The sequence below is a fragment of the Cellulosimicrobium sp. GQ32 genome, assembly GCF_059758455.1.
In genome coordinates, this window is the sequence record NZ_JCAXEP010000001.1 from 18,324 (window position 1) to 38,016 (window position 19,693).

The window sequence follows — 19,693 nt, forward strand, 5'->3', positions numbered from 1 at the left end:
GTTGACCTCCTCGGGCTGCGGCACGGGCGTGCCGCCGCCCGTCTTCTCGTCCGTCACCGCAGCAGCCCCTTCATCTGGAACGTGGGCGTCGCCTCGAGCGCCGCCGCCTCGGCGGCGCGCGCCGCCTCCTTGCGGTTCACGCCGAGCGGCTCGTGCTGGATCTGGTCGTGCAGCGCGAGGATCGCGTTGATGAGCATCTCCGGCCGCGGCGGGCAGCCCGGGAGGTAGATGTCCACGGGCACGATGTGGTCGACGCCCTGCACGATCGCGTAGTTGTTGAACATGCCGCCGCTGGACGCGCACACGCCCATCGACAGCACCCACTTGGGCTCGCTCATCTGGTCGTAGACCTGCCGCACGACCGGCGCCATCTTCTGGCTCACGCGCCCGGCCACGATCATGAGGTCCGCCTGGCGCGGCGAGGCGCGGAAGACCTCCATGCCGAAGCGCGACAGGTCGAACCGCGAGGCGCCGGCGGCCATCATCTCGATCGCGCAGCACGCCAGCCCGAACGTCACGGGCCAGAGCGAGGCCTTGCGCAGGTACCCCGCGAGGTCCTCGATCGTGGTCAGCAAGAAGCCCGAGGGAGCTTCCTCGATCCCCATGGTGTTCTCCTAGTTCTCTCGCCGGTGCCCGCTGGCGCGGACGGTCGGTCGTCCGCTCAGTCCCACTCGAGACCACCCCGGCGCCACTCGTAGACGAACGGGACGGTGATGAGCGCGAGGAACGCGAGCATCGCGACGAGGCCGAAGGTCGCGAGCGTGGCGAAGTCGACCGCCCACGGGTAGAGGAAGACGACCTCGATGTCGAAGACGATGAACGTCATGGCGACGAGGTAGTACTTGATCGGGAACCGCCCGCCGCCGATCGCGTGGGGCGTGGGCTCGATGCCGCACTCGTAGGCGTCGAGCTTGGCGCGGTTGTAACGCTTGGGGCCGATGACCGCGCTCGCGGCCACGCCGCCGAGAGCCAGCACGGCGGCCACGCCCATGAGGACGAGAAGCGGTACGTAGGGGTTGGTCATCGCGTACTCCTCGAGTGGGGGCTCGGGACGGGAACGCCCGAGCGGTGCCCGGGAAGACCTGTGGGTGGTGCGAGTGCCCGCGTCGTTGCGGACCCACCTCGGGGGCTCATGACGAGGGCACCACCCTCGTCAGCCCCGCGATGACGCGGTCGACCCAGTCGCCGCCGCGGGGCTCGTAGCAGTCGGACAGGAGCTTGAGGACGAACCGCATGACGACCGGGCGCGGGAGCCCGTAGCGCGTACAGATCCGCATGATCTCGGGGTGCTCGATGAGCTTCACGAAGTACCGGCCGAGCGTGTAGTAGCCGCCCAGGTCGCGGCGCATGATCCGCGGGTACGTCTGGAGCGCGCGCTCGCGACCGCCGTCGGTGAGCCGCACGCGCGACTGCGCGACGACGTCGGCCGCTGCCCGCCCGGCCTGCATCGCGTACGCGATGCCCTCGCCGTTGAACGGGCTGACCATGCCGCCCGAGTCGCCGACGAGCAGCACACCGCGCGTGTAGAGCGGGGACCGGTTGAAGCCCATGGGGAGCGCCGCGCCGCGCACGGGGGCGAGCTGGTTCTCCTCGGTGAACTCCCACTCCTCGGGCGCGTTGCGCATCCACGTGGCGAAGAGGTCCTTGTAGTCGACGTTCGCGGCCGACTGGCGCGCCGGGGTCGAGCTCACCGAGCCGAGCCCGACGTTCGCCGTCCCGTCCCCGAGCGAGAAGATCCAGCCGTAGCCGGGCAGCAGGTTGGACTCGCGCGGCGTGCCGTCCCACAGCTCGAGGTGGGACTCCATCCACGGGTCGTCGTGGCGCGGGGTGCGGAAGTACGTGCGGACGGCGACGCCGATCGGGCGGTCCTCGCGCCGCGCGAGGCCGAGCGCGAGCGCGAACCGCGACGAGACGCCGTCGGCCGCGATGACGACGGGCGCGCGGTAGGTGACCTCGTCGCCCGCGCGCCGACCCTTGTCGTCCACGGGCCGGGCGGTGACGCCCACGACGCGTCCGGTGCGCTCGTCGAGCACGGGACCGGTGACGGCGGTGCGCTCGAGGAGCTTGGCCCCCGTGCGCTGCGCGTGCTCGGCGAGCGTGCGGTCGAACGAGTGGCGCGCACGGGCCATTCCGTAGCTCGGGTACGACGCGAGGTCGGGCCACGCGAGCTCCCACGAGCGGCCGCTCGCGACGACGCGCAGGCCCTGGTTCCGGATCCAGCCGTCCTCGGCGCGCGTCGGCACTCCCATGCGCACGAGCTCGGCGACCGCGCGCGGCGTCAGGCCGTCGCCGCAGATCTTGTCGCGCGGGAACGACGACTTCTCGAGCAGGAGGACGCTCAGGCCGGCGGCGGCGCAGTAGTGGGCCGCCGCGGAGCCCGCCGGACCCGCACCCACGACGATGACGTCGGCGTCGTCGAGCCTCGCGCCCACCGTGCTCACCTCACCGTCCGGTCGTCGGGACACCCTCGTGGAGGTCCACCGTCACCCGAGCCGGGACACGGCGCACCCACCGTCCTTGTGAAGTCGGTCACAATGGACATCGCCACTCTAGTCACTCCCGGCGCGGGATGTGTAGCAAGGCGACCCTTCCCTGGGAGATCCTGTGACGAAGGTCCTCCCCCGCGACGACTCCCGACCCTGTGGCTCGGGACCGCCGGGCAAGGGGGCCCGCGCGCGGATGGCCTAGCCTCCCGGCGCTGCCCCGGGTCGCGCGACGAGCTGCCTGCTCGCGTCGCCGCAGGTCAGCGACCTCCGGACGACGCCGCCCGCGTTCGTCCGAGCCGAGCGAGCACCACACCGGTCGCGGCCGCGAGCGCCGCGGCGGTCGCGAGCCACCACGCGTCGACCCCGGTGCGCGCCAGCCCCGGACCGGTCGACGGGGGCTCCTCCCCCGCTGCGGGCGGCGGGGCGGGGTCCGTGACGCCCACGAGGTGCACGGTCTCCAGCACCCCGGCGACCGAACGGCGCATGGACGACGGCGCGTCCGGCGACATCGCGACGCTCACCTCGACCCGACCCGACTCGCCCGGGTCGAGGACGGGACCCTCCCAGGTCGCGGCGACCGGCGCGGCACCGTCCAGCCGGACGTCGAGCCACGCGCCGAGCCCCGTCCGTGGGACCGTCGGGTCGACGTCGGTCGCGAGCTCGACGAGGACGCGCGCCGCCGTCGGGCCGTCGTTGCGGACCCACAGGTCGCGCGCGACGGTCGCCCCCGGGACGACGAGCGCGTCCGACCCGAAGAGGGACGCCGGGAGCCCGGGTGCCCACGCGGCGCCGTCGACGCTCAGCCGGAGGGCGTCCTCGTCCCCCGGCGCGCTGCTCGCCGGAGCTCCTGGCGACGTGCCGGCCGTCGCTCCCACGGCCACCTGTCCCGGCCCGGCGAGCACGACCGCGAGCAGCACCCCGGCGAGCGCGCGTCGTGCCCCTCGTCCCGGCCCCCTGCTCACGGGTTCACCGCCGTGGGCCTCCGGCGCCGCGAGCGCTCGCGCAGTCCCGCCGCGACCTGCCAGGCGCCCCACCCGAGGAGCCCGGCCGCCGCGACGACGGCGACGGTGCGGCGCGCGTCGCCCGACACCGCGGAGCTCACCCAGCCGAGCAGCGGGACCGCGTAGACGACCGTGCCGCGGACCTGCACGGGGCGGACGGGCTCCGGGTCGGGCGCGGCGTTGGCGTCGCCCTGCGTCGTGAGGACCCGCCCGTCGTCGGCCCCCACCCCGACGGCCACCACCCGGTGCGTGACGACCTCCGGCCGACCCGAGGCGAGCTGGTACGTGACCACGTCGCCCGGCGCGACGCGCTCGACGTCGACCGGCCGCACGACGACCATCGTCCCGGGCGGGTAGGTCGGCCGCATGGACCCGGTGAGCACCGTGTACGGCGTCGCCCCCAGCACGAGCGGCACGACGACCCCGACGAGCGCGAGCGCGACGGCGCACCCGAGCGCGAGGACGCGGAGCACCCGGGCGAGCGGCCCGTGCTCCTTCGCACCGCCCTCGCGGTGCCGCCCGCCCCGCTCAGGCACAGGAGACCCCCGACAGACCGGTGCCCGCGACGAGCGCGCCGCGGACCGACACGGCGTTGCCCGGGACCGAGACCCACCCCGACGCGTGCACGGACTGGACGCTGACCTGCAGTGTCGTACCGCCCAGCAGCAGGTCGAGGATCGACTGGAGGAGCCCGCCCAGCAGCGACTCGGTGATGACGAGCTGCGTCGCCGTGGTCTCGGTGGTCGTCGACTGACCGCCTCCCGCGATCGTGACGCGATAGCGCGCCGGGGCGGGGGTGGGCGCCGTCCACCGCACGGTCGCGCTCCGCGCGAGGTTGGTTCCCGTCGTCGTGCACGTCGTCCCGGTCGGTGCGGGCACCGTCCCCGCGGACACCGTCGACCAGAGCGACCCGCTCGCGGTCCACCACGCGGCGGCCGGGGCGCCCACGAGCGCGAGCGCCACGGCCAGCGCGGCGACGACCCGGAGCCGGGCGCCGCGCCTCACGACGGCCTGCTCTCGAGCGTGACCGTCACCGCGACCTGGGCGCTCTGGCCCTGCCAGCCGCTCGGGCTCCCCGCGGGCAGCGTGTAACGGACGCACACCTGCGTCGTCGCGCCCCGCGCGTAGGTCTGCGGGCTGAGCGTCCCGGCCGGCAGCGCCGTCCCCGTGCACGTCGCCCCGGGGTAGAACGCGACGGTCGGCGCCACGACGCCCTCGGTCGCGACCGCGAGCCGGTAGCGCCACGTCCCGTCGCCCGTGTGGTGGACGGCGATCACTCCGTCGCGCGACTGGCCGGGGAACATGCCCGCGAGGTCGGGGAACGACTGCCACGACGTCTCGACGCCGAACGAGCCCGATCGCACGTCCGCGCCGCTCACCGGCTGCGACGCGGACCACGTGGCCCACGCCGCGCCCGCCGAGAGCGGGAGCGCGGCGAGCGCGAGCACGACGACGGCACGCGTGACGGCCCGGCGGCCGCTCAGGACGCCGCCCGCACCCCGGTCCGGGGCCGGACCGGGCGACCGTGCGCGGCGGGAGCGGACGATGCCCACCGCGAGCCTGTCAGAGGTGCTGCTCGAGCGTGAACGTCAGGCTCGACAGGTTCACGACCGAGTTCGTCGCGACCTGGTCGGCCGTGGCCTCGTCGAACGTCAGCGTGACGTCGGCGTCGACCGCCGGGTAGGCCGCCGTCGACGGCGCGACCTCGAACGTGCCGTCGCCGTTGTCCGTCGCCCACGCCGGCGGGCCGTCGAGCACGAACGCCACGTCGAGCGCGTCGACGAGCGCCGGGTCGCCCGTGAGCGTGTCCGTGCCGGAGACGGCGAGGGTCGACTGGAGCGAGTCGCCGATCGCGGTCACGGTGAGCGGCTGGCTGAGCGCCAGCACGTCGCCCGGGACGATGCGGACCGCGGTGACGTCCGCGACCGCGGCCCCGTTGAGCGTCCAGGCCGCGGTGCCCAGCGCGAGGTCCAGGTCACCGGAGGCGATGTCCCCCGCCTCGGCGACGGCCTGCGAGTCGGACCACAGCGCGTACGTCCCGGCCCCGCCGAGCAGGAGGAGCGCCCCCGCCCCGATCGCCAGCGCACCCTTGGTCATCCGTTCTATGTCGTGCCCCCGTCATGCCGCGCGCGGGCCCCCTGTGGCCGCGCTCGTCCCTCGACGGTAGGTCGGGCACGGCGGAGCGGCCTGCCCAGCCGTCGGGCGGGCCGGGTGAATTCGGCGTCGCCCGCGCCGACGGCGCCGACTGCGGCGACGGCGTCAGGCGGGTCGCGTGCCCCGGTGGAGCGCGACGATGCCGCCGGAGAGGTTGCGGTAGGCGACCTTCTCCCAGCCCGCGCGGAGCAGGAGCCGGCCGAGCCCGACCTGGTCGGGCCAGGCCGCGATGGACTCCGCGAGGTACTCGTACGAGCCGCCCTCGCGCGTGACCGCGGCGGCGATGCGCGGCAGCGCCTGCACGAGGTACTCCTGGTAGACGACGCGGAACGGGGCCCACGTCGGGGTCGAGAACTCGCAGATCACGACCCGACCGCCCGGACGGACGACGCGCAGCATCTCGCGCAGCGCGCCCTCGGTGTCGACGACGTTGCGCAGCCCGAACGAGATCGTGACGGCGTCGAACGTGCCGTCCGCGAACGGAAGGTGCGTCGCGTCACCGGCGACGAACGGCAGGTCGGGCCGGCGCTCCTTGCCGACCTGGAGCATGCCGAACGAGAAGTCGCAGGGCACGACGCGCACCCCGTCGTCGGCGAACGGCTCGGACGACGTCCCGGTCCCGGCCGCGAGGTCGAGGACCTTCTCCCCCGGCAGCGCGCCGACCGCGCGCACCGTCGCCCGGCGCCAGGCACGGTCCTGGCCGAGCGACAGGAGGTCGTTCGTCAGGTCGTAGCGCGAGGCGATCCCGTCGAACATCGACGCGACCTCGGAGGGCTTCTTGTCCAGGTTGGCGCGGGGCATGCCGCCCATGGTTCCACGTCCCCGCACCGCAGGGCGCACCCGCTGACGCGGCTTACGCTGGGAGGCGATGACTGCAGAACCGTCGGCCACGGCCGCACAGCCCCACCCTCTGGTCGTGAGGACCACCCGGATCCCCGACCTGCCCGGCGGTCTGGACGCCCTCGTCGACCTCCTGCCCGACGCGCGGCCCCTCGCCTGGGTGCGCCGCGGCGACGGGATCGTGGGCTGGGGCGAGGCGCTGCGCCTCGAGACGTGGGGTCCCGGGCGGTTCGCCGACGCCGAGACCGCGTGGCACGAGACGCTCGCGCGCGCCGTCGTGCGGGACGAGGTGGGGCTGCCCGGGACGGGACCGGTCGCGTTCGGCTCGTTCGCGTTCGACGACTCCGCCCCCGGCGACGACGCGCACGACCCGGTCCGCGCGGGCGGCGTGCTCGTCGTGCCGCGCGTCGTCGTCGGCCGGCGCGACGGGCAGTCGTGGCTCACCACCGTCGACACCGCGGGCTCGCTCTCGTCCTCGCCGACCGACGCGCTGCGGCGCACGCCTCGCACGCCCGTCACGTCGCCCGGCGAGGTGGCGTGGCACGACGGCGCGCTGCGGGCCGACGACTGGGCGGCCGTCGTGGCGGAGGGGGTCGAGCGCATCCGCTCGGGCGCGCTCGAGAAGGTCGTCCTGGCGCGCGACGTCGTCGCGCACACCGCCGAGCCCGTCGACCCGCGCTGGCTGCTCTCCCGGCTCGCCTCGGCGTACGAGGCGTGCTGGACGTTCTCCGTCGACGGCCTCGTGGGTGCGACGCCCGAGCTCCTGGTCCGCAGCGAGAAGGGGCTCGTCACGTCGCGCGTGCTCGCGGGGACGATCCGCCGCGCCGGGCTGTCCGACGACGAGGCGCTCCTCCGGGCGGCCCAGCTCGCCCGGTCCTCGAAGGATCTCGAGGAGCACGAGTACGCCGTGCGGTCCGTCGCGCAGGCACTCGCCCCGTTCTGCTCGTCGATGAACGTGCCCGACGCGCCGTTCGTGCTGCACCTGCCGAACGTCATGCACCTCGCGTCGGACGTGACCGCGGTCCTCGCACGCGGCGCCGTCGTCCCGGGCTCGTCGGGCGGGGCGGCGGCGGGGCCCACGAGCCTCGCGCTCGCCGCGGCCCTGCACCCGTCGGCAGCCGTGTGCGGCACGCCGACGAGCGTCGCGCGCGAGCTGATCCGCGAGATCGAGGGCATGGACCGCGGTCGCTACGCGGGACCGGTCGGGTGGCTCGGTGCGGACGGCGACGGCGAGTGGGGCATCGCCCTGCGCTCGGCCGAGCTCTCGGCCGCGGACCCCCGGTCGGTGCGGCTGTTCGCCGGGTGCGGGATCGTCGCCGCGTCCGACCCGACGGCGGAGGTCGCCGAGTCGGAGGCGAAGCTCGAGCCGATGCGCTACGCCCTCGGCGGGTCCTGACGCCGCACCGGCCGAGCGCCGGGGTGTGGAACGTCACCCACGCTGACTGCCGACCGCCACCCGGGACGCCCCGACCGGGGCGTGACCGCGCTGCTAGGTTCGGGAGGTGTCCGAATCCTCCCAGATCTCCGTCTCCCGCCCCAGCGTCCCGACCGGCGTTCTCGTCCGCCGTGCCGTCGTCGCGGACCGTGACGACGTGTGGCCGCTCGTCCTCGAGCTGCCCCGTCACGACCCCGAGCGCGAGGCGTTCGAGCGGTCCTTCGGGCCCCTGCTCGCCGCGCTCGACACGTACTTCGCGGTGGCGGAGCTGCCCGACCGTGGCGTCGTGGGGTACCTGCTCGCGAACCGGCACCTGACCTTCGCGTCCAGCGGCGTCGTGTGCCGGGTCGAGGAGGTCGCCGTCCTCCCGTCGCACCGCCGCCAGGGCATCGGTCGCCTCCTCCTCGAGAGCGCCGAGGAGTGGGCGGCCGAGGTCGGCGCGCGCCGCGTCGGCCTCGCCACCGGTCTCTCCAAGGAGTTCTACCTCTCCGGCGGGTACGCCGAGACCGCCGGCTTCTTCACCAAGCACGTGGAGGCACCGGCCCCGCCCGCCTCGTCGGGCGGCGAGGCGCCGTGGGCGCCGAGCGCCGCGGTCGCCGACTGAGCCGGACGACGACGAGCGGCCGGCACGGGGGATCCGTGCCGGCCGCTCGGTGCGGTGCCCCGACCGCGGGGGGACGTCCACGGTCCGGCCACCCGCCCGCCGCGGTCAGAGGTCACGGCGGGACGTGGCGCGGGGTGCGGGTCGCGCGTGCCGGCACGACGACCCGCCCCGCAGATCGTGGGCGCCCCTCGCGGGGCGCCCGCCAGGGTCAGCCCTGGCCGCCGAAGAACCAGTCGAACGGGTTCGGCACGTTGCCCGGGTCGGTCGGGTCGGTCTGCTGACCCTGGTCGCCGCCCTGCTCGCCACCCTGGTCGCCCTGGCCGGGGAGCTGGCCCTGGCCCTCCTGACCCGGGAGCTGGCCCTGGCCGTCCTGGGGCCCCTGGCTCTCGTCGTCGGCGGGACGCGTCGCGAGCGTCACGTCGACCTCGGTCGTCTTCCCGTCGCGCACGACGGTCAGCGTGGACTTGGCGCCCGCCGCGCGCTCGCGGACGAACGCGGTGAGCGACTCGGCGCCCCCGACGGCGTGGCCGTCGATCTCGACGATCACGTCACCGGACCGGATGCCGGCCTCGGCGGCCGGCGAGCCGTCGGTCACCTCCTGGACCTCGGCGCCGCGGCGCGTGACACCGTCGGCGGTCGCGGTCGCGTCCGCGAGCGTCACCCCGAGGAACGCGTGCTCGGCGGTGCCGTTCTCGATGAGCTGCTCGCTGATCGACTTCGCGAGGTTCACCGGGATGGCGAACCCGAGCCCGATCGAGCCGGACTGGGTGCCGCCGCCCGAGAGCGTCGCGATCGACGACGTGATGCCGATGACACGACCCTGCGCGTCGAACAGCGGACCGCCCGAGTTGCCGGGGTTGATCGCGGCATCGATCTGGATCGCGTTGGTCACGACGGACGTGCCGCCGTCCTCGCCGGACGCGGACACCGGGCGGTCGACGGCCGACACGATGCCGGTGGTCGCCGTGTTCGCGAGGCCGAGCGGGTTGCCGACCGCGAGGACGGACTCACCGACGCTCACGTCGTCGGAGTCGCCGAGCGTCGCGGGCTGGAGGTCGTCGGGCGCGTCGACGAGCTGCACGACGGCGAGGTCGGTCGCCGGGTCGAGCCCGACGATCTTCGCCTCGAAGAGCCGCCCGTCGCTGAGCGTCACCTGGACGGTGTCGTTCTCCGCGCCGGACACGACGTGGTTGTTGGTCACGACGTGGCCCTGGTCGTCGATGATGACGCCCGACCCTTCGGCGCCGCCCTGCGAGGTCTGCACCTGGATCGCGACGACCGACGGGGCGACGGCCTTCGTCACGGCCTCCCAGTCGGGGTTCTGCGACGACGAGTCGGAGACGGGCGCGGCCGTGTTCTCCTGGTGCTGGCCGACGTCCGCGAGCGACGCCGAGTCCTGGTCGGCGCCGAACGCACCGGTGAGACCGGCGGTGCCGACGCTCGCGAGGACCGCGGCCGCGGCGGCCGCGCTCACCACCGGCACCCACGTGCGCCGACGCTTCGGGCTCTCCGCCGCGCCCTGCTCGGTCGGGACCGGCGGCGCGGGCGGCGGCCCGAAGCTGCCGGACGGCGCGTGCGGTCCGGACTGCGCGGGGCGCGCGTACGGGTTGGGCATGGGCGTCGCCGCGGTGTGCGCCGTGGGGGCGGGCTGCGGCGTGGAGAGATGCTGCACGTGCTGCGGCGCGCCGAGCGGCTGCGTCGGGTGCGTCGTGGGGTGCGCCGCGGTCGCCGGGAGCGGCTGCGTCGCGGCGACGGGGGCCGGCGGCTGCGTGGGCGTCCCGGCAGGCGTCTCGGCAGCGACCGACGCGGCACGCTCGGCGGCGGCGGGCGTCGTCGCGGCGGGAGCGGCGGCCGGCGTCGACGCGGGCGCGTCGGGGGCCGGCGTGGTGGGGGTGGGCTCCGTGCCCGGGGTGTTCGTCATGGTGGGCCTCCTCGGTTCTGCCCACTACTTCACACCGCCGCGCTTGAACGAGGCTTGAACGAGCCTGGGAGTTCGCTGCGAGTTTTTGACGCGTCGTCAGCGGCCCGCCACGAGCGTCGCGCGGACGGCGTCACGCACCCGCTCCGCCAGGCGCAGGCCGGCCTGCCGTCGCTCCGCCCGGGACACGCGCACCTCCAGCACCTGGACGCCGTGGCTCGGAGCCGCGAGCGCGTGCCGCAGCGAGGGGACGTCCTGCACGAGCTGGTGGTCCACGCCGTACCCGGCGCAGAGCTGGGCGAGGTTCGCCCCGTGCGGGGTCGCGAAGACCCGCTCGAACGTGCGCCCCGCCGCCTCGGACGTCTCCCCGAGCCCGCCCGGCTCGAGACCGGCGAAGATCGAGCCGCCGTCGTCGTTCACCACGACGAGCTGGAGGTCGACGTGCGGCTCGTGCGGACCGCGCAGGAGACCGCCCGCGTCGTGCAGGAACGTGAGGTCACCGAGCAGCGCGCGCGTGCGTCGGTGCAGGCGGACGGTGGCCACCGCCGCGCCGAGCGCGGTGGACACGGTGCCGTCGATCCCGGCGAGGCCCCGGTTCGCGAGGACGCGCGGTGCGTCGGCGTCGACGCCGAGCACGAGGGCCAGGTCGCGCACGGGGTTGGACGACCCGACCACGAGGAGGTCGTCCGGCCCGCACGCGCCGACCACGGCTCGCGCCACGCTCGGGCCGTCCGCCAGCGACCCGTCCGTCGCCGCGGCGACGACCTCTGCCGCCGCTGCCGACGCCGCGCGCCAGCGCGCGAGCCACCCCGGGTCGGTCGCGTGGCCCGAGCTCGGCCCGGGCGCGGGCCCGGACGGGTCCGGGACGCCCGGGCGCGGGTCGAGCCACCGCTCGGGTACCGCCGGCAGGACCGTGGACGCGTTGCGCGCGGCGTCGGGCCACGGGCCGGCACCCGGCGCCACGACGCTCACCTCGACGTCGGGACGCCCGAGCAGACGCTGCACGGGCCGCGAGAGCGTCGGGCGGCCGAGCACGACGACGTGCTCGATGCCGTCCACGAGCGCGTCGACCCCGAGCACGAGCGCGTGCGCGACGACCAGGTTCGGGCCGCCCGCCGCCCCCGACGACGGCTCCGCGAGCAGGGGCCAGCCACGCGCCTCGGCGAGGTCGCGCGCGACGCGGCCGGCGCCGTCGCCCGCGACGACGACGGTCCGCACGCCGGGCACCGGCACGGCGACGGGCGCGACCGGCGCGCCGAGGAGCGCGGCGTCGTCGCGCGGCTGCGGGATCGACGGCACGGGCGGCACCGCGGCAGGCAGCACGACGGCCGAGCGGGCACCGCGCGGGTCGGGACCCGGCGCGGCGAGCGCGTCGGTGCCGGTCGCGACGCCGGGGACGAGGGGCTCGCGGTACGCGAGGTCGAGGTGCACCGGGCCGGGGTGCCCCGAGCGCGCGCCGACCGCCTCGGCGAGCGCACGCGTCGCGACGGCGAGGAGGTCGCGCACCTCGCCCGGGCGGCCGTCGGGGGCGGGGACGTCCGCGGCGAACCGCACCGCCGCGCCGAAGATCCCGGCCTGGTGCGTCGTCTGGTTCGCACCCGTGCCGCGCAGCTCGTGCGGCCGGTCGGCGGTGAGGAGCACGAGGGGGACGCCGGTGTGGTGCGCCTCGAGCACCGCCGGGTGAAGGTTCGCGACGGCCGTCCCGGACGTCGTGACGACCGCGACCGGCCGGGGCAGAGCGACGCCGCCGCGCACGACCGGACCCGCGCCGCGCGAGAGGCCGACGGCGAGGAAGCCGGCCGCGCGCTCGTCGACCCGGACGTGCAGCGTGAGGTGCCCGAGGTCCGACGCGGCCGCGAGCGCGTAGGCGAGCGGCGCGCTGCGCGACCCTGGCGCGAGGACGACGTCCGCGACACCCTCGTGCAGCAGCCGGTGCACGAGCGCGAACGCGCTGCGCACCGCGGGCGGCTGCGCGTCCAGGCCGTCGAGCAGAGCGTCGAGGTCCGAGCCGCCGGGCGGCGTCCCGGCGCCCGGGCCGGGCGGGGTCCCGAGCGCGCTCATCGCGCACCTCCCGCGAGCACCAGGCCCGAGACACGGTCGAGCCGTTCGCGCCAGCGGCGGTCGGTCTCGTCGTCGGGCGCGGTGGCCGCGAGCGCCGCGGCGGAGGGCTCGGGGCGGACGACGGGCAGCGCGCCGTCGACGGGCACGAGCGGCGGGTCGGCCACGTCGGCGACGAAGAGGTTCACGGTCGCGAGCCCGCACGCGTAGGGCAGCTCGGGGAGCGCGGCCGCGAGCGCGACGCCCGCGGCGATGCCCACGGACGACTCGAGTGCGGACGACACGACGACGGGCAGGCCGACCTGCTCGGCGAGGTCGAGGCACGCGCGCACGCCGCCGAGCGGCTGCACCTTGAGCACCACGACGTCCGCGGCGTCGGCGCGCACCACCGCGAGCGGGTCCGCGGCCCGGCGGATCGACTCGTCGGCGGCGACCGGCACCGCGGTGTCGCCCCGCTGCCCGCGCCGCACGGCGGCGAGCCCCGCGACGTCGGCGCACGGCTGCTCGACGTACTCGAGCCCGCCCGCCGCGCGGTCGAGCGCAGGGAGCCGGCGCAGCGCCTCGTCCACGTCCCACGCCCCGTTGGCGTCGACGCGCACGCGCCCACCCGGCCCGAGCGCGTCGCGCACGGCCTCGAGGCGTGCGACCTCCGCTTCGAGGGGTTCGAGCGCGCCGTCGGGACCGCGCTGCGCGACCTTGACCTTCGCGGTACGGCATCCTCCGGACGCGGCGACGAGCCGGCGCGCGCGGGCAGGCCCGACCGCGGGGACGGTGACGTTGACCGGGACGTGGTTGCGCACCGCGTCCGGCCAGCCCTCGTGCGCGGCCTCGTGGGCCGCGCGCAGCCAGGCAGCCGACTCGGCGTCGTCGTAGTCCCAGAACGGGGAGAACTCGCCCCACCCGGCCTCCCCGCGCAGCAGCACGCCGTCGCGCGCGTCGAGCCCTCGGAACCGCGTGGTCAGAGGGGTGCGGTAGACGACGGTCTCGAGAGGGTCGGGCACGCGTTCCAGGCTAGGCCACCGCGGCCGGTCCCACGTCGCCGACGGCGGGCCGTCAGCTCGAGCGAGGACGGCCCACGAGCTCGCCGACGAGCTGCACGGCGAGCGCGCGCACGTCGTGGCCCTCGCTCAGCGCGCTCACCGCGGCGCCGTCCACCACGGCGACGAGCAGCCCGGGCGGCACGCTGGCGAGACCACGCACCGCGAGGAGCTGCCCGACGGCGTCGTCGAGCCCCTGCCTGCCCTCGCCGTAGGCGCGGGCGAGCGCCGGGTAACGACCCGCGCCCACGAGGTGCTCGTAGAAGCCGCGCAGCTCGCTCTCGCCACCGGGCGGCAGGACCGCGTCGACGAGCACGTGCGCGTCCTCGCGCGCGCGGTCCCCGCCCCGCGCGGCCCGCTCGGCCGCGCCGCGGGCGTGGGCCGCCCACCCGGCGACGACGACCTCGCCGGCCGCGCCGATGAGGTCGTCGAGGCCGGTGAAGTAGTACGTGGTCGCGGCGAGCGGGACGTCGGCCCGGGACGCGACGGCGCGGTGGGTCACCGATGCCGGGCCCTCCTGGAGGATGAGGTCCGCGGCGGCGCGGACGATCGCGTCCCGGCGCGCGACCCCGCGCGCCTGGCGGCGCGGCGCGGGCCGCGGGTCGACGGTCTCGGTCGGCATGGGTGTCAGTGCCCTCCCCCGGAGAGGTTGAGCCCGACGACCCCCGCGACGATCAGCACGAGGGAGATCACCTTGAGGATCGTGACGGGCTCGTCGAACAGGACGACGGCGAGGACGGCGGTGAGCGAGGCACCGATCCCCACCCAGACACCGTAGGCCACGCCGACGGGCAGGGACTTCAGGGCGATGCTCAGGCCGACCATGCTCAGGACGAGCATGACGACGAACGCGACGCTCGGCCAGAGCTTGGTGAAGCCGTGCGACGCCTTGAGGCTCAGGGCCCAGCCGGCCTCGAGCATGCCGGAGAGGATGAGGACGATCCATGCCATGGGGAGACTCCCTCGGGTCGACGCACCGGGTGGCAGGGCCCGCCGTCGTGCGCAGAACTGGTACTAACGTACCAGTTATCGCGCTCGGGTCAAGACCGCCGCCCGCAGCACGTCCGCCACGAGCCCGACGTCGCCCTCGCGCACGCGCGCCGTGCCGACCACCACCCCCGCCGCACGGTGGCCCACCCCCGTCCCGCTGAGGGGCTCGGCCGGCACCCCGAGCGCGTGCAGACCGTCGACCGCGGCGCGCTCGGCCGCCGGGTCGGGGAGCGGCACGACGAGGTGCAGCCCGGCGGCGACCCCGCCCACCTCCACCCCCGGCAGGGCGCGCGCGAGCGCGTCGAGCAGCAGGCGCCGCCGCCGCTGGTACACCGACCGGGCCCGGCGCAGGTGCCGCTGGTAGGCGCCCGAGCCGAGAAGCGCCGCGAGCGCCGCCTGCTCGGGCACGGAGGTCCCGAGGTCCGCGTGCCGCTTCGCCTCCACCAGCGGCCCGACGACGCGCGGCGGCGCCACGACCCAGCCGAGCCGCAGCGCGGGCGAGAGCAGCTTGGACACCGAGCCGAGCAGGACGACGCGCTCGGGGTCCAGGGCCTGCACGGAGGCCACCGGCTGCCGGTCGTACCGCAGCTCGGCGTCGTAGTCGTCCTCGATCACGAGGCGGCCCCCCGCCGCCGCCCACGCGAGCAGCGCGCGCCGTCGGGCGGGCCCGAGGACGACACCGAGCGGGAACTGGTGGGCGGGTGTCACGAGGACGGCGCGCGCGTCGTCGGGCAGCAGGTCCGCGCACAGGCCCTCGGCGTCCACGGGCACGCCGACCGTCCGCAGGCCGGCGTCGTGCAGCAGCTCGAGCGCCCCGCGCGACGACGGGTCCTCGACGGCCGCCGCCACCCGCTGCGCGGGGGCAGGGCCCGCGAGCCGTCCCGCGGCGAGCAGCCGGGCGAGGAGGGAGAGCGCCTGCGCGACCCCGCTCACCACGACCACGTCGTCCGCCGTGACGTGGGCCCCCCGCGCGCGCCGCAGGTGGACCGCGAGCGCCTCGCGCAACGCCGGCAGACCCTGGGGGTCCGGGTAGCCCAGGTCGGCGTCGGCCAGGCCTCGCACACCGTCGCGCACGGCGCGCGCCCACGCGGCGCGCGGGAAGAGCGCGGGGTCGGGCGTGCCGACGCTCACGGGCCGCGCCCCGGGCGCCAGGTCAGGCCCGGTGCCAGGCCCGGTGCCAGGCTCGGCGCCGGGTGCCGCACCGGTCGGGCGGCGCGCCGCACCCGCACCGCCCGACGGCGGCGCGGGCAGCGCCGCCACGACCACCCCCGACCGGGGCCGGGACACGAGCAGCCCCTCGCCGACGAGCACGTCGACGGCGGTGGTCACCGTGCCGCGCGAGACGCCGAGCGCCGCCGCCGCGTCGCGGCTCGAGGGGAGCACGGCGCCCGCCTCGAGCCGGCCGTCCACCACGGCCGCGCGCAGACCGGCGTGGAGCCACCGCCCGACGTCGCGGCCCGGTCGTGGCCCGAGTGCGAGCAGCAGGGCGTCAGGCTCGATCCGGGTCGTCATCTGGCCCAGTGAACCAGGCACGTTCTGGACCTGCACCCTGGTCCAGAACCGACCCTACGGTCGACGCATGGCCCTCGCCCCTCGCCCCTCCCGCCGCGTCCCGTCCGACGACGGCGACCGTACGCCCGACCACCCCGGCCCGACGCGGTCCGGCGACCTCCGGTGCGCCCTCGGCATGATGATCGTCGGCTCCTCGTTCGTCGCGTCCGCCGCCCTCGCCGACTTCCCGGTCCTCGGCGGGCAGGCCGCCCGCTACGCCGTCGCGGCGCTCGTCCTGCTCGCCGTCCTCGCCGCGCGGCGCGTGCCGTGGGTCCTGCCGTCGCCCGGCGCGCTGCTGCGCCTCACCGCCCTCGCGGCGACCGGTCTCGTGGGGTTCAGCGTCCTCGTCGTCGAGAGCGCAGGTCGCGCGGACCCCTCGCTCGTCGGGGCGGTCGTCGGCGCCTCGCCCGTCGTGCTCGCCGCGGCCGCCGCGCTCCGGGCACGCCGCGTCGCGGTCCGGACGCTCGCGGCGGCGGTCGTGGTGACGGCCGGCGTCGTGGTCGTCGAGGGCGGCGGCTCCGGGGACCCGGTCGGCGTCGCGCTCGCGCTCGGGGCGCTCGCGTGCGAGGTGTGCTTCTCGCTGCTCGCCGTGCCGCTCCTGCCGACGCTCGGCGCGCTGCGCGTCTCCGCGTACGCGTGCGTCCTGGCCGTCCCCCAGCTCGCCGTGCTCGGCCTCGTCCGGCAGCGCGTCACCGGGCAGCCGCTCCTCGCCGTGCCCGACGCCGCCGAGCTCGCGGCGCTCGCCTACCTCGCCGTCGTCGTCACGGCCGTGGCGTTCCTGCTCTGGTACTCCGGGCTGGCCGTGATCGGCCCCGCGCGGGCCGGCCTGTTCGCGGGCCTCCTGCCCGTCGCGGCGCTCGCGACCTCGGTCGTCCTCGGGTTCGAGGCGCTCGACGCCCGCTCCTTGGTCGGGACGCTCGTCGTCGGCGCCGGCCTCGTCCTCGGCCTCGCCGCGCCGCCGCGGGACGGCGCGGCTCCGGCGCACACGCCCCACGCCGACGAGCCGGCCCCTGCGCCGAGCGCGTCCCTCGCCCCGCAGCGGCTACCGTGACGACCGTGAGCAGCACCGAACCCACCCCCGCCGTCCCCGCCGACGACCCGCGCGCGCACGCGCTCCCCCGCCAGGTGTCCGAGACGTTCGACCCGGGCGCGTGGCGCGACGTCGCCGGGTTCGAGGAGCTGACCGACGTCACGTACCACCGGGGTGTGGAGCGCGGCACGGACGGCGCCGTCGTGCGCGACCTGCCCGTCGTGCGCGTCGCGTTCGACCGCCCGGAGGTGCGCAACGCGTTCCGCCCCCACACCGTGGACGAGCTGTACCGCGTGCTCGACCACGCGCGCATGACGTCCGACGTGGGGACGGTGCTCCTCACGGGCAACGGCCCCTCCCCCAAGGACGGCGGGTGGGCGTTCTGCTCCGGGGGCGACCAGCGGATCCGAGGGCGCTCGGGCTACCAGTACACGACCGCGCCCGACGGCGGCGGCGACGTGCACACGCGCGACGCGGTGGACCCGGCCCGCGCGGGGCGCCTGCACATCCTCGAGGTGCAGCGGCTCATCCGGACGATGCCCAAGGTCGTGGTCGCGGTCGTCAACGGGTGGGCGGCGGGCGGCGGGCACTCGCTGCACGTCGTCGCGGACCTCTCGATCGCGAGCCGCGAGCACGCGCGGTTCAAGCAGACCGACGCGAACGTCGGCTCGTTCGACGGCGGCTACGGCTCGGCGTACCTGGCACGGCAGGTGGGGCAGAAGCGGGCGCGGGAGATCTTCTTCCTCGCGCGGGAGTACTCGGCGCAGGACGCGTACGAGTGGGGGGCGGTGAACGAGGTCGCGGACCACGCGGACCTCGAGGATCTCGCGATCGAGTACGCGCGCACGATCGCGTCGAAGTCGCCGCAGGCGATCCGGATGCTCAAGTTCGCGTTCAACCTCGCGGACGACGGGCTCATGGGCCAGCAGGTCTTCGCGGGCGAGGCGACGCGGCTCGCGTACATGACGGACGAGGCCGTGGAGGGGCGCGACGCGTTCCTGGAGCGGCGCGACCCGGACTGGGGCCGGTTCGGCTACGCGTTCTGACCTGGCGGGTCAGGAGCCGGCGACGAGGCTCGTCAGCATCTCGATGAGGCCGCGGCCGACGAACGCCGCGGCGACGGCGAGGCCGAACAGGAGCCCGACCGAGATCGCGACGGGCGCGGCGGAGCGAGCGGCGCCGGGCTCGTCGTCGCGCGGCGTGCGCGGCGCGTAGGACGGCGGGAGCCGGCCCTCGGTCGAGCGCTGCGTGGCGCCCTCGCCGGGGGTGCCGGGCTGGGACGGGTGGACGGGGTGCGGGACGACGGTTGCCATGACTCCACGGTGCCGCGCGCGGCCCCGTCACCGCGTCGGCCCCGCGGCTCGACCTGGGTGCCCGCCGGTCCCCCTCGGGGCGGAGCGGTCGTACGCCGTGGGGAGGACCCCGGAGGCGACCGCGGGGCGAGAAGGGCGCTCAGCCGATCTCCCAGCTCCCCGACCCGACCGGCACGAGCTCGATCCACGAGGCCCCGGGCTCGAGCTCGACGGGTTTCCCGTCCGCCCCGGTGAGCACCATCGCAGACTCGACCGTCTCCTTGGACCACGTCACCGGCACCTGCTTGCCGCCGCTCGCGACGACGCCCTCGCCGGTCCCCACGAGCTGCGTCTCCGGGACGGGCACCCCCGCCGGGTCCTTGAACGCCGTGTCCTCCATCGGCGCGGACAGCAGCACGACGTTCGTCGCCGAGAGCCGCACCTCGTCCGACGACACGGCGGGCGTGTCGCCCTCGCTGCGCACGTAACGACCCTCGTCGGCGTTCCACTCCCACACCGCGCTGCTCGCGAACGTGAGCCGCACGTCGAGCCGCGTCGCGGCGCTGCCCGCCACGGTGGCCGTGCCGGTCCCCGGCTCCCGGGCGAAGACGAGCTGGGCGGGCGGGGGCGTGGTGCGGTCGCCGTCGGCCTGGGCCCAGAACTCCTCCGGGCTGCCGTACACGTTGTGCGGCGCACGGCGCGCGCGGGTCGTGGTGAACCCGTCGTCGCCCTCGTCCATGACGACCGACTGGACCCCCGCCGCACCGACGGCATCGATGAACGGCTGCTGGCCGCCGGTGTAGGCGAGGATCCCGTGCAGCGGACCGACGATCGCCGGGTCCATGGGACGGACCGAGCGGACGGGGCCCACGCGCTCCGGGACCTGCGAGTGGTAGACGGCGACGAAGCGCGTGATGCCGCCCTCGACGACCTCCTCCCACACGACGTCGGCCTGCTCCAGGCCGGTCTGCGGGCGCGCCTGGGGCGCGTTCTCGATCTTCACCGCGAGCGCCGGGCGGTCCGCGACCTCCTCGGCCTCGACGCCGGTCAGCGGCCAGACGAGCGGCACGTCCGGCGTCGGCGGCGTCCCCTTGTCCGCGGACACGTCCGCGTCGACCGTCTCCGTGGTGGGCGCGGCCGGCTCGCCGCCGCACCCCGCGAGCAGGACCGACGCCGCGACGAGCGCGACCACCAGCCCCGCCCGGACCGCACCGGTTCCTCGTGCCGTCCTCGTCATCCTCGACCTTCCCGTCGGTCCAGGACCTGGTCCTGGCACTGCCCCTGCGACGGACGTGCG

General features: G+C 76.3%; 21 protein-coding genes. 4 read left to right on the plus strand and 17 right to left on the minus strand.

Annotation, left to right across the window (positions count from 1 at the left end):
• Positions 1-53: 53 nt before the first annotated feature.
• From AC6CH9_RS00075 to AC6CH9_RS00115, 9 genes are all read right to left on the minus strand, one after another.
• Positions 54-605 carry a NuoB/complex I 20 kDa subunit family protein gene (locus AC6CH9_RS00075; protein ID WP_047234408.1) on the minus strand — a complete coding sequence of 184 codons (552 nt, stop codon included), beginning with the start codon at positions 603-605 and terminating at the stop codon, positions 54-56.
• Between the two features lie 56 nt (positions 606-661).
• Positions 662-1,024: an NADH-quinone oxidoreductase subunit A gene (locus AC6CH9_RS00080; RefSeq protein ID WP_047234407.1), complete on the minus strand. Its 363-nt coding sequence runs from the start codon at positions 1,022-1,024 to the stop codon at positions 662-664.
• Positions 1,025-1,130: 106 nt separating this feature from the next.
• Entirely contained in the window at positions 1,131-2,432 is a 1,302-nt protein-coding gene (locus AC6CH9_RS00085; RefSeq protein ID WP_498153074.1) for a geranylgeranyl reductase family protein, read from the minus strand.
• A 311-nt stretch (positions 2,433-2,743) separates the two neighbouring features.
• Entirely contained in the window at positions 2,744-3,448 is a 705-nt protein-coding gene (locus tag AC6CH9_RS00090) for a hypothetical protein (protein ID WP_498153075.1), read from the minus strand.
• The gene (locus tag AC6CH9_RS00095; RefSeq protein WP_498153076.1) at positions 3,445-4,023 is read right to left on the minus strand and encodes a signal peptidase I; all 579 of its coding nucleotides are present in this window, start codon (positions 4,021-4,023) and stop codon (positions 3,445-3,447) included. The genes AC6CH9_RS00090 and AC6CH9_RS00095 overlap by 4 nt, the downstream gene beginning before the upstream one ends.
• Positions 4,016-4,492: a hypothetical protein gene (locus AC6CH9_RS00100; RefSeq protein WP_498153077.1), complete on the minus strand. Its 477-nt coding sequence runs from the start codon at positions 4,490-4,492 to the stop codon at positions 4,016-4,018. The genes AC6CH9_RS00095 and AC6CH9_RS00100 overlap by 8 nt, the downstream gene beginning before the upstream one ends.
• Complete coding sequence (locus tag AC6CH9_RS00105) at positions 4,489-5,040, minus strand: hypothetical protein (RefSeq protein WP_498153078.1); 552 nt, start codon at positions 5,038-5,040, stop codon at positions 4,489-4,491. The genes AC6CH9_RS00100 and AC6CH9_RS00105 overlap by 4 nt, the downstream gene beginning before the upstream one ends.
• A gap of 10 nt (positions 5,041-5,050) precedes the next feature.
• The gene (locus AC6CH9_RS00110; protein ID WP_498153079.1) at positions 5,051-5,584 is read right to left on the minus strand and encodes an alternate-type signal peptide domain-containing protein; all 534 of its coding nucleotides are present in this window, start codon (positions 5,582-5,584) and stop codon (positions 5,051-5,053) included.
• A gap of 162 nt (positions 5,585-5,746) precedes the next feature.
• Positions 5,747-6,442 (minus strand): demethylmenaquinone methyltransferase, encoded by a 696-nt coding sequence (locus AC6CH9_RS00115; RefSeq protein WP_498153080.1) that lies wholly within the window; start codon positions 6,440-6,442, stop codon positions 5,747-5,749.
• Positions 6,443-6,509: 67 nt separating this feature from the next.
• Between AC6CH9_RS00115 and AC6CH9_RS00120 the strand changes: the two genes are divergently transcribed.
• Together AC6CH9_RS00120 and AC6CH9_RS00125 are read left to right on the plus strand one after the other, a co-directional pair.
• Positions 6,510-7,877, plus strand: coding sequence for an isochorismate synthase (locus AC6CH9_RS00120; RefSeq protein ID WP_498153081.1), 1,368 nt, complete (start codon positions 6,510-6,512; stop codon positions 7,875-7,877).
• A gap of 106 nt (positions 7,878-7,983) precedes the next feature.
• Positions 7,984-8,520: a GNAT family N-acetyltransferase gene (locus AC6CH9_RS00125; RefSeq protein WP_498153082.1), complete on the plus strand. Its 537-nt coding sequence runs from the start codon at positions 7,984-7,986 to the stop codon at positions 8,518-8,520.
• Positions 8,521-8,728: 208 nt separating this feature from the next.
• Here AC6CH9_RS00125 and AC6CH9_RS00130 read toward each other — a convergent pair whose 3' ends face one another.
• From AC6CH9_RS00130 to pdxR, 6 genes are all read right to left on the minus strand, one after another.
• Positions 8,729-10,441, minus strand: a complete 1,713-nt coding sequence (locus tag AC6CH9_RS00130) for a S1C family serine protease (RefSeq protein WP_498153083.1) — start codon at positions 10,439-10,441, stop codon at positions 8,729-8,731.
• 96 nt (positions 10,442-10,537) lie between these two features.
• Positions 10,538-12,499 (minus strand): 2-succinyl-5-enolpyruvyl-6-hydroxy-3-cyclohexene-1-carboxylic-acid synthase, encoded by a 1,962-nt coding sequence (gene menD, locus AC6CH9_RS00135; protein WP_498153084.1) that lies wholly within the window; start codon positions 12,497-12,499, stop codon positions 10,538-10,540.
• Positions 12,496-13,497, minus strand: a complete 1,002-nt coding sequence (locus AC6CH9_RS00140) for an o-succinylbenzoate synthase (protein WP_498153085.1) — start codon at positions 13,495-13,497, stop codon at positions 12,496-12,498. Before AC6CH9_RS00140 ends, menD begins: the two co-directional genes overlap by 4 nt.
• A 52-nt stretch (positions 13,498-13,549) precedes the next feature.
• Positions 13,550-14,155, minus strand: a complete 606-nt coding sequence (locus AC6CH9_RS00145) for a TetR/AcrR family transcriptional regulator (protein WP_498153086.1) — start codon at positions 14,153-14,155, stop codon at positions 13,550-13,552.
• 5 nt (positions 14,156-14,160) lie between these two features.
• Positions 14,161-14,484 (minus strand): DMT family transporter, encoded by a 324-nt coding sequence (locus AC6CH9_RS00150; RefSeq protein WP_047231563.1) that lies wholly within the window; start codon positions 14,482-14,484, stop codon positions 14,161-14,163.
• A gap of 75 nt (positions 14,485-14,559) precedes the next feature.
• A complete protein-coding gene (gene pdxR / locus AC6CH9_RS00155; protein WP_498153087.1) occupies positions 14,560-16,035 on the minus strand; it encodes a MocR-like pyridoxine biosynthesis transcription factor PdxR in 1,476 nt (491 codons plus the stop codon).
• Between the two features lie 67 nt (positions 16,036-16,102).
• Here pdxR and AC6CH9_RS00160 point away from each other — a divergent pair, with 67 nt between their 5' ends.
• Together AC6CH9_RS00160 and AC6CH9_RS00165 are read left to right on the plus strand one after the other, a co-directional pair.
• Positions 16,103-17,125, plus strand: coding sequence for an EamA family transporter (locus AC6CH9_RS00160; RefSeq protein WP_498153088.1), 1,023 nt, complete (start codon positions 16,103-16,105; stop codon positions 17,123-17,125).
• 5 nt (positions 17,126-17,130) lie between these two features.
• On the plus strand, positions 17,131-18,150 hold the full coding sequence (locus AC6CH9_RS00165) for a 1,4-dihydroxy-2-naphthoyl-CoA synthase (protein WP_498153089.1): 1,020 nt from the start codon (positions 17,131-17,133) through the stop codon (positions 18,148-18,150).
• A 9-nt stretch (positions 18,151-18,159) separates the two neighbouring features.
• Here AC6CH9_RS00165 and AC6CH9_RS00170 read toward each other — a convergent pair whose 3' ends face one another.
• Positions 18,160-18,417 carry a hypothetical protein gene (locus tag AC6CH9_RS00170; RefSeq protein ID WP_498153090.1) on the minus strand — a complete coding sequence of 86 codons (258 nt, stop codon included), beginning with the start codon at positions 18,415-18,417 and terminating at the stop codon, positions 18,160-18,162.
• 139 nt (positions 18,418-18,556) lie between these two features.
• Entirely contained in the window at positions 18,557-19,633 is a 1,077-nt protein-coding gene (locus tag AC6CH9_RS00175; RefSeq protein ID WP_498153091.1) for a DUF3048 domain-containing protein, read from the minus strand.
• Positions 19,634-19,693: the final 60 nt, after the last annotated feature.

Coding starts and splice junctions, on each gene's coding strand:
- AC6CH9_RS00115 (WP_498153080.1), bottom strand. CDS start 6,442: ATGCCCCGCGCCAACCTGGACAAGAAGCCCTCCGAGGTCGCGTCGATG.
- AC6CH9_RS00080 (WP_047234407.1), bottom strand. CDS start 1,024: ATGACCAACCCCTACGTACCGCTTCTCGTCCTCATGGGCGTGGCCGCC.
- AC6CH9_RS00160 (WP_498153088.1), top strand. CDS start 16,103: ATGGCCCTCGCCCCTCGCCCCTCCCGCCGCGTCCCGTCCGACGACGGC.
- AC6CH9_RS00145 (WP_498153086.1), bottom strand. CDS start 14,155: ATGCCGACCGAGACCGTCGACCCGCGGCCCGCGCCGCGCCGCCAGGCG.
- AC6CH9_RS00170 (WP_498153090.1), bottom strand. CDS start 18,417: ATGGCAACCGTCGTCCCGCACCCCGTCCACCCGTCCCAGCCCGGCACC.
- AC6CH9_RS00175 (WP_498153091.1), bottom strand. CDS start 19,633: ATGACGAGGACGGCACGAGGAACCGGTGCGGTCCGGGCGGGGCTGGTG.
- AC6CH9_RS00130 (WP_498153083.1), bottom strand. CDS start 10,441: ATGACGAACACCCCGGGCACGGAGCCCACCCCCACCACGCCGGCCCCC.
- AC6CH9_RS00075 (WP_047234408.1), bottom strand. CDS start 605: ATGGGGATCGAGGAAGCTCCCTCGGGCTTCTTGCTGACCACGATCGAG.
- pdxR (WP_498153087.1), bottom strand. CDS start 16,035: ATGACGACCCGGATCGAGCCTGACGCCCTGCTGCTCGCACTCGGGCCA.
- AC6CH9_RS00120 (WP_498153081.1), top strand. CDS start 6,510: ATGACTGCAGAACCGTCGGCCACGGCCGCACAGCCCCACCCTCTGGTC.
- AC6CH9_RS00110 (WP_498153079.1), bottom strand. CDS start 5,584: ATGACCAAGGGTGCGCTGGCGATCGGGGCGGGGGCGCTCCTCCTGCTC.
- menD (WP_498153084.1), bottom strand. CDS start 12,499: ATGAGCGCGCTCGGGACCCCGCCCGGCCCGGGCGCCGGGACGCCGCCC.
- AC6CH9_RS00150 (WP_047231563.1), bottom strand. CDS start 14,484: ATGGCATGGATCGTCCTCATCCTCTCCGGCATGCTCGAGGCCGGCTGG.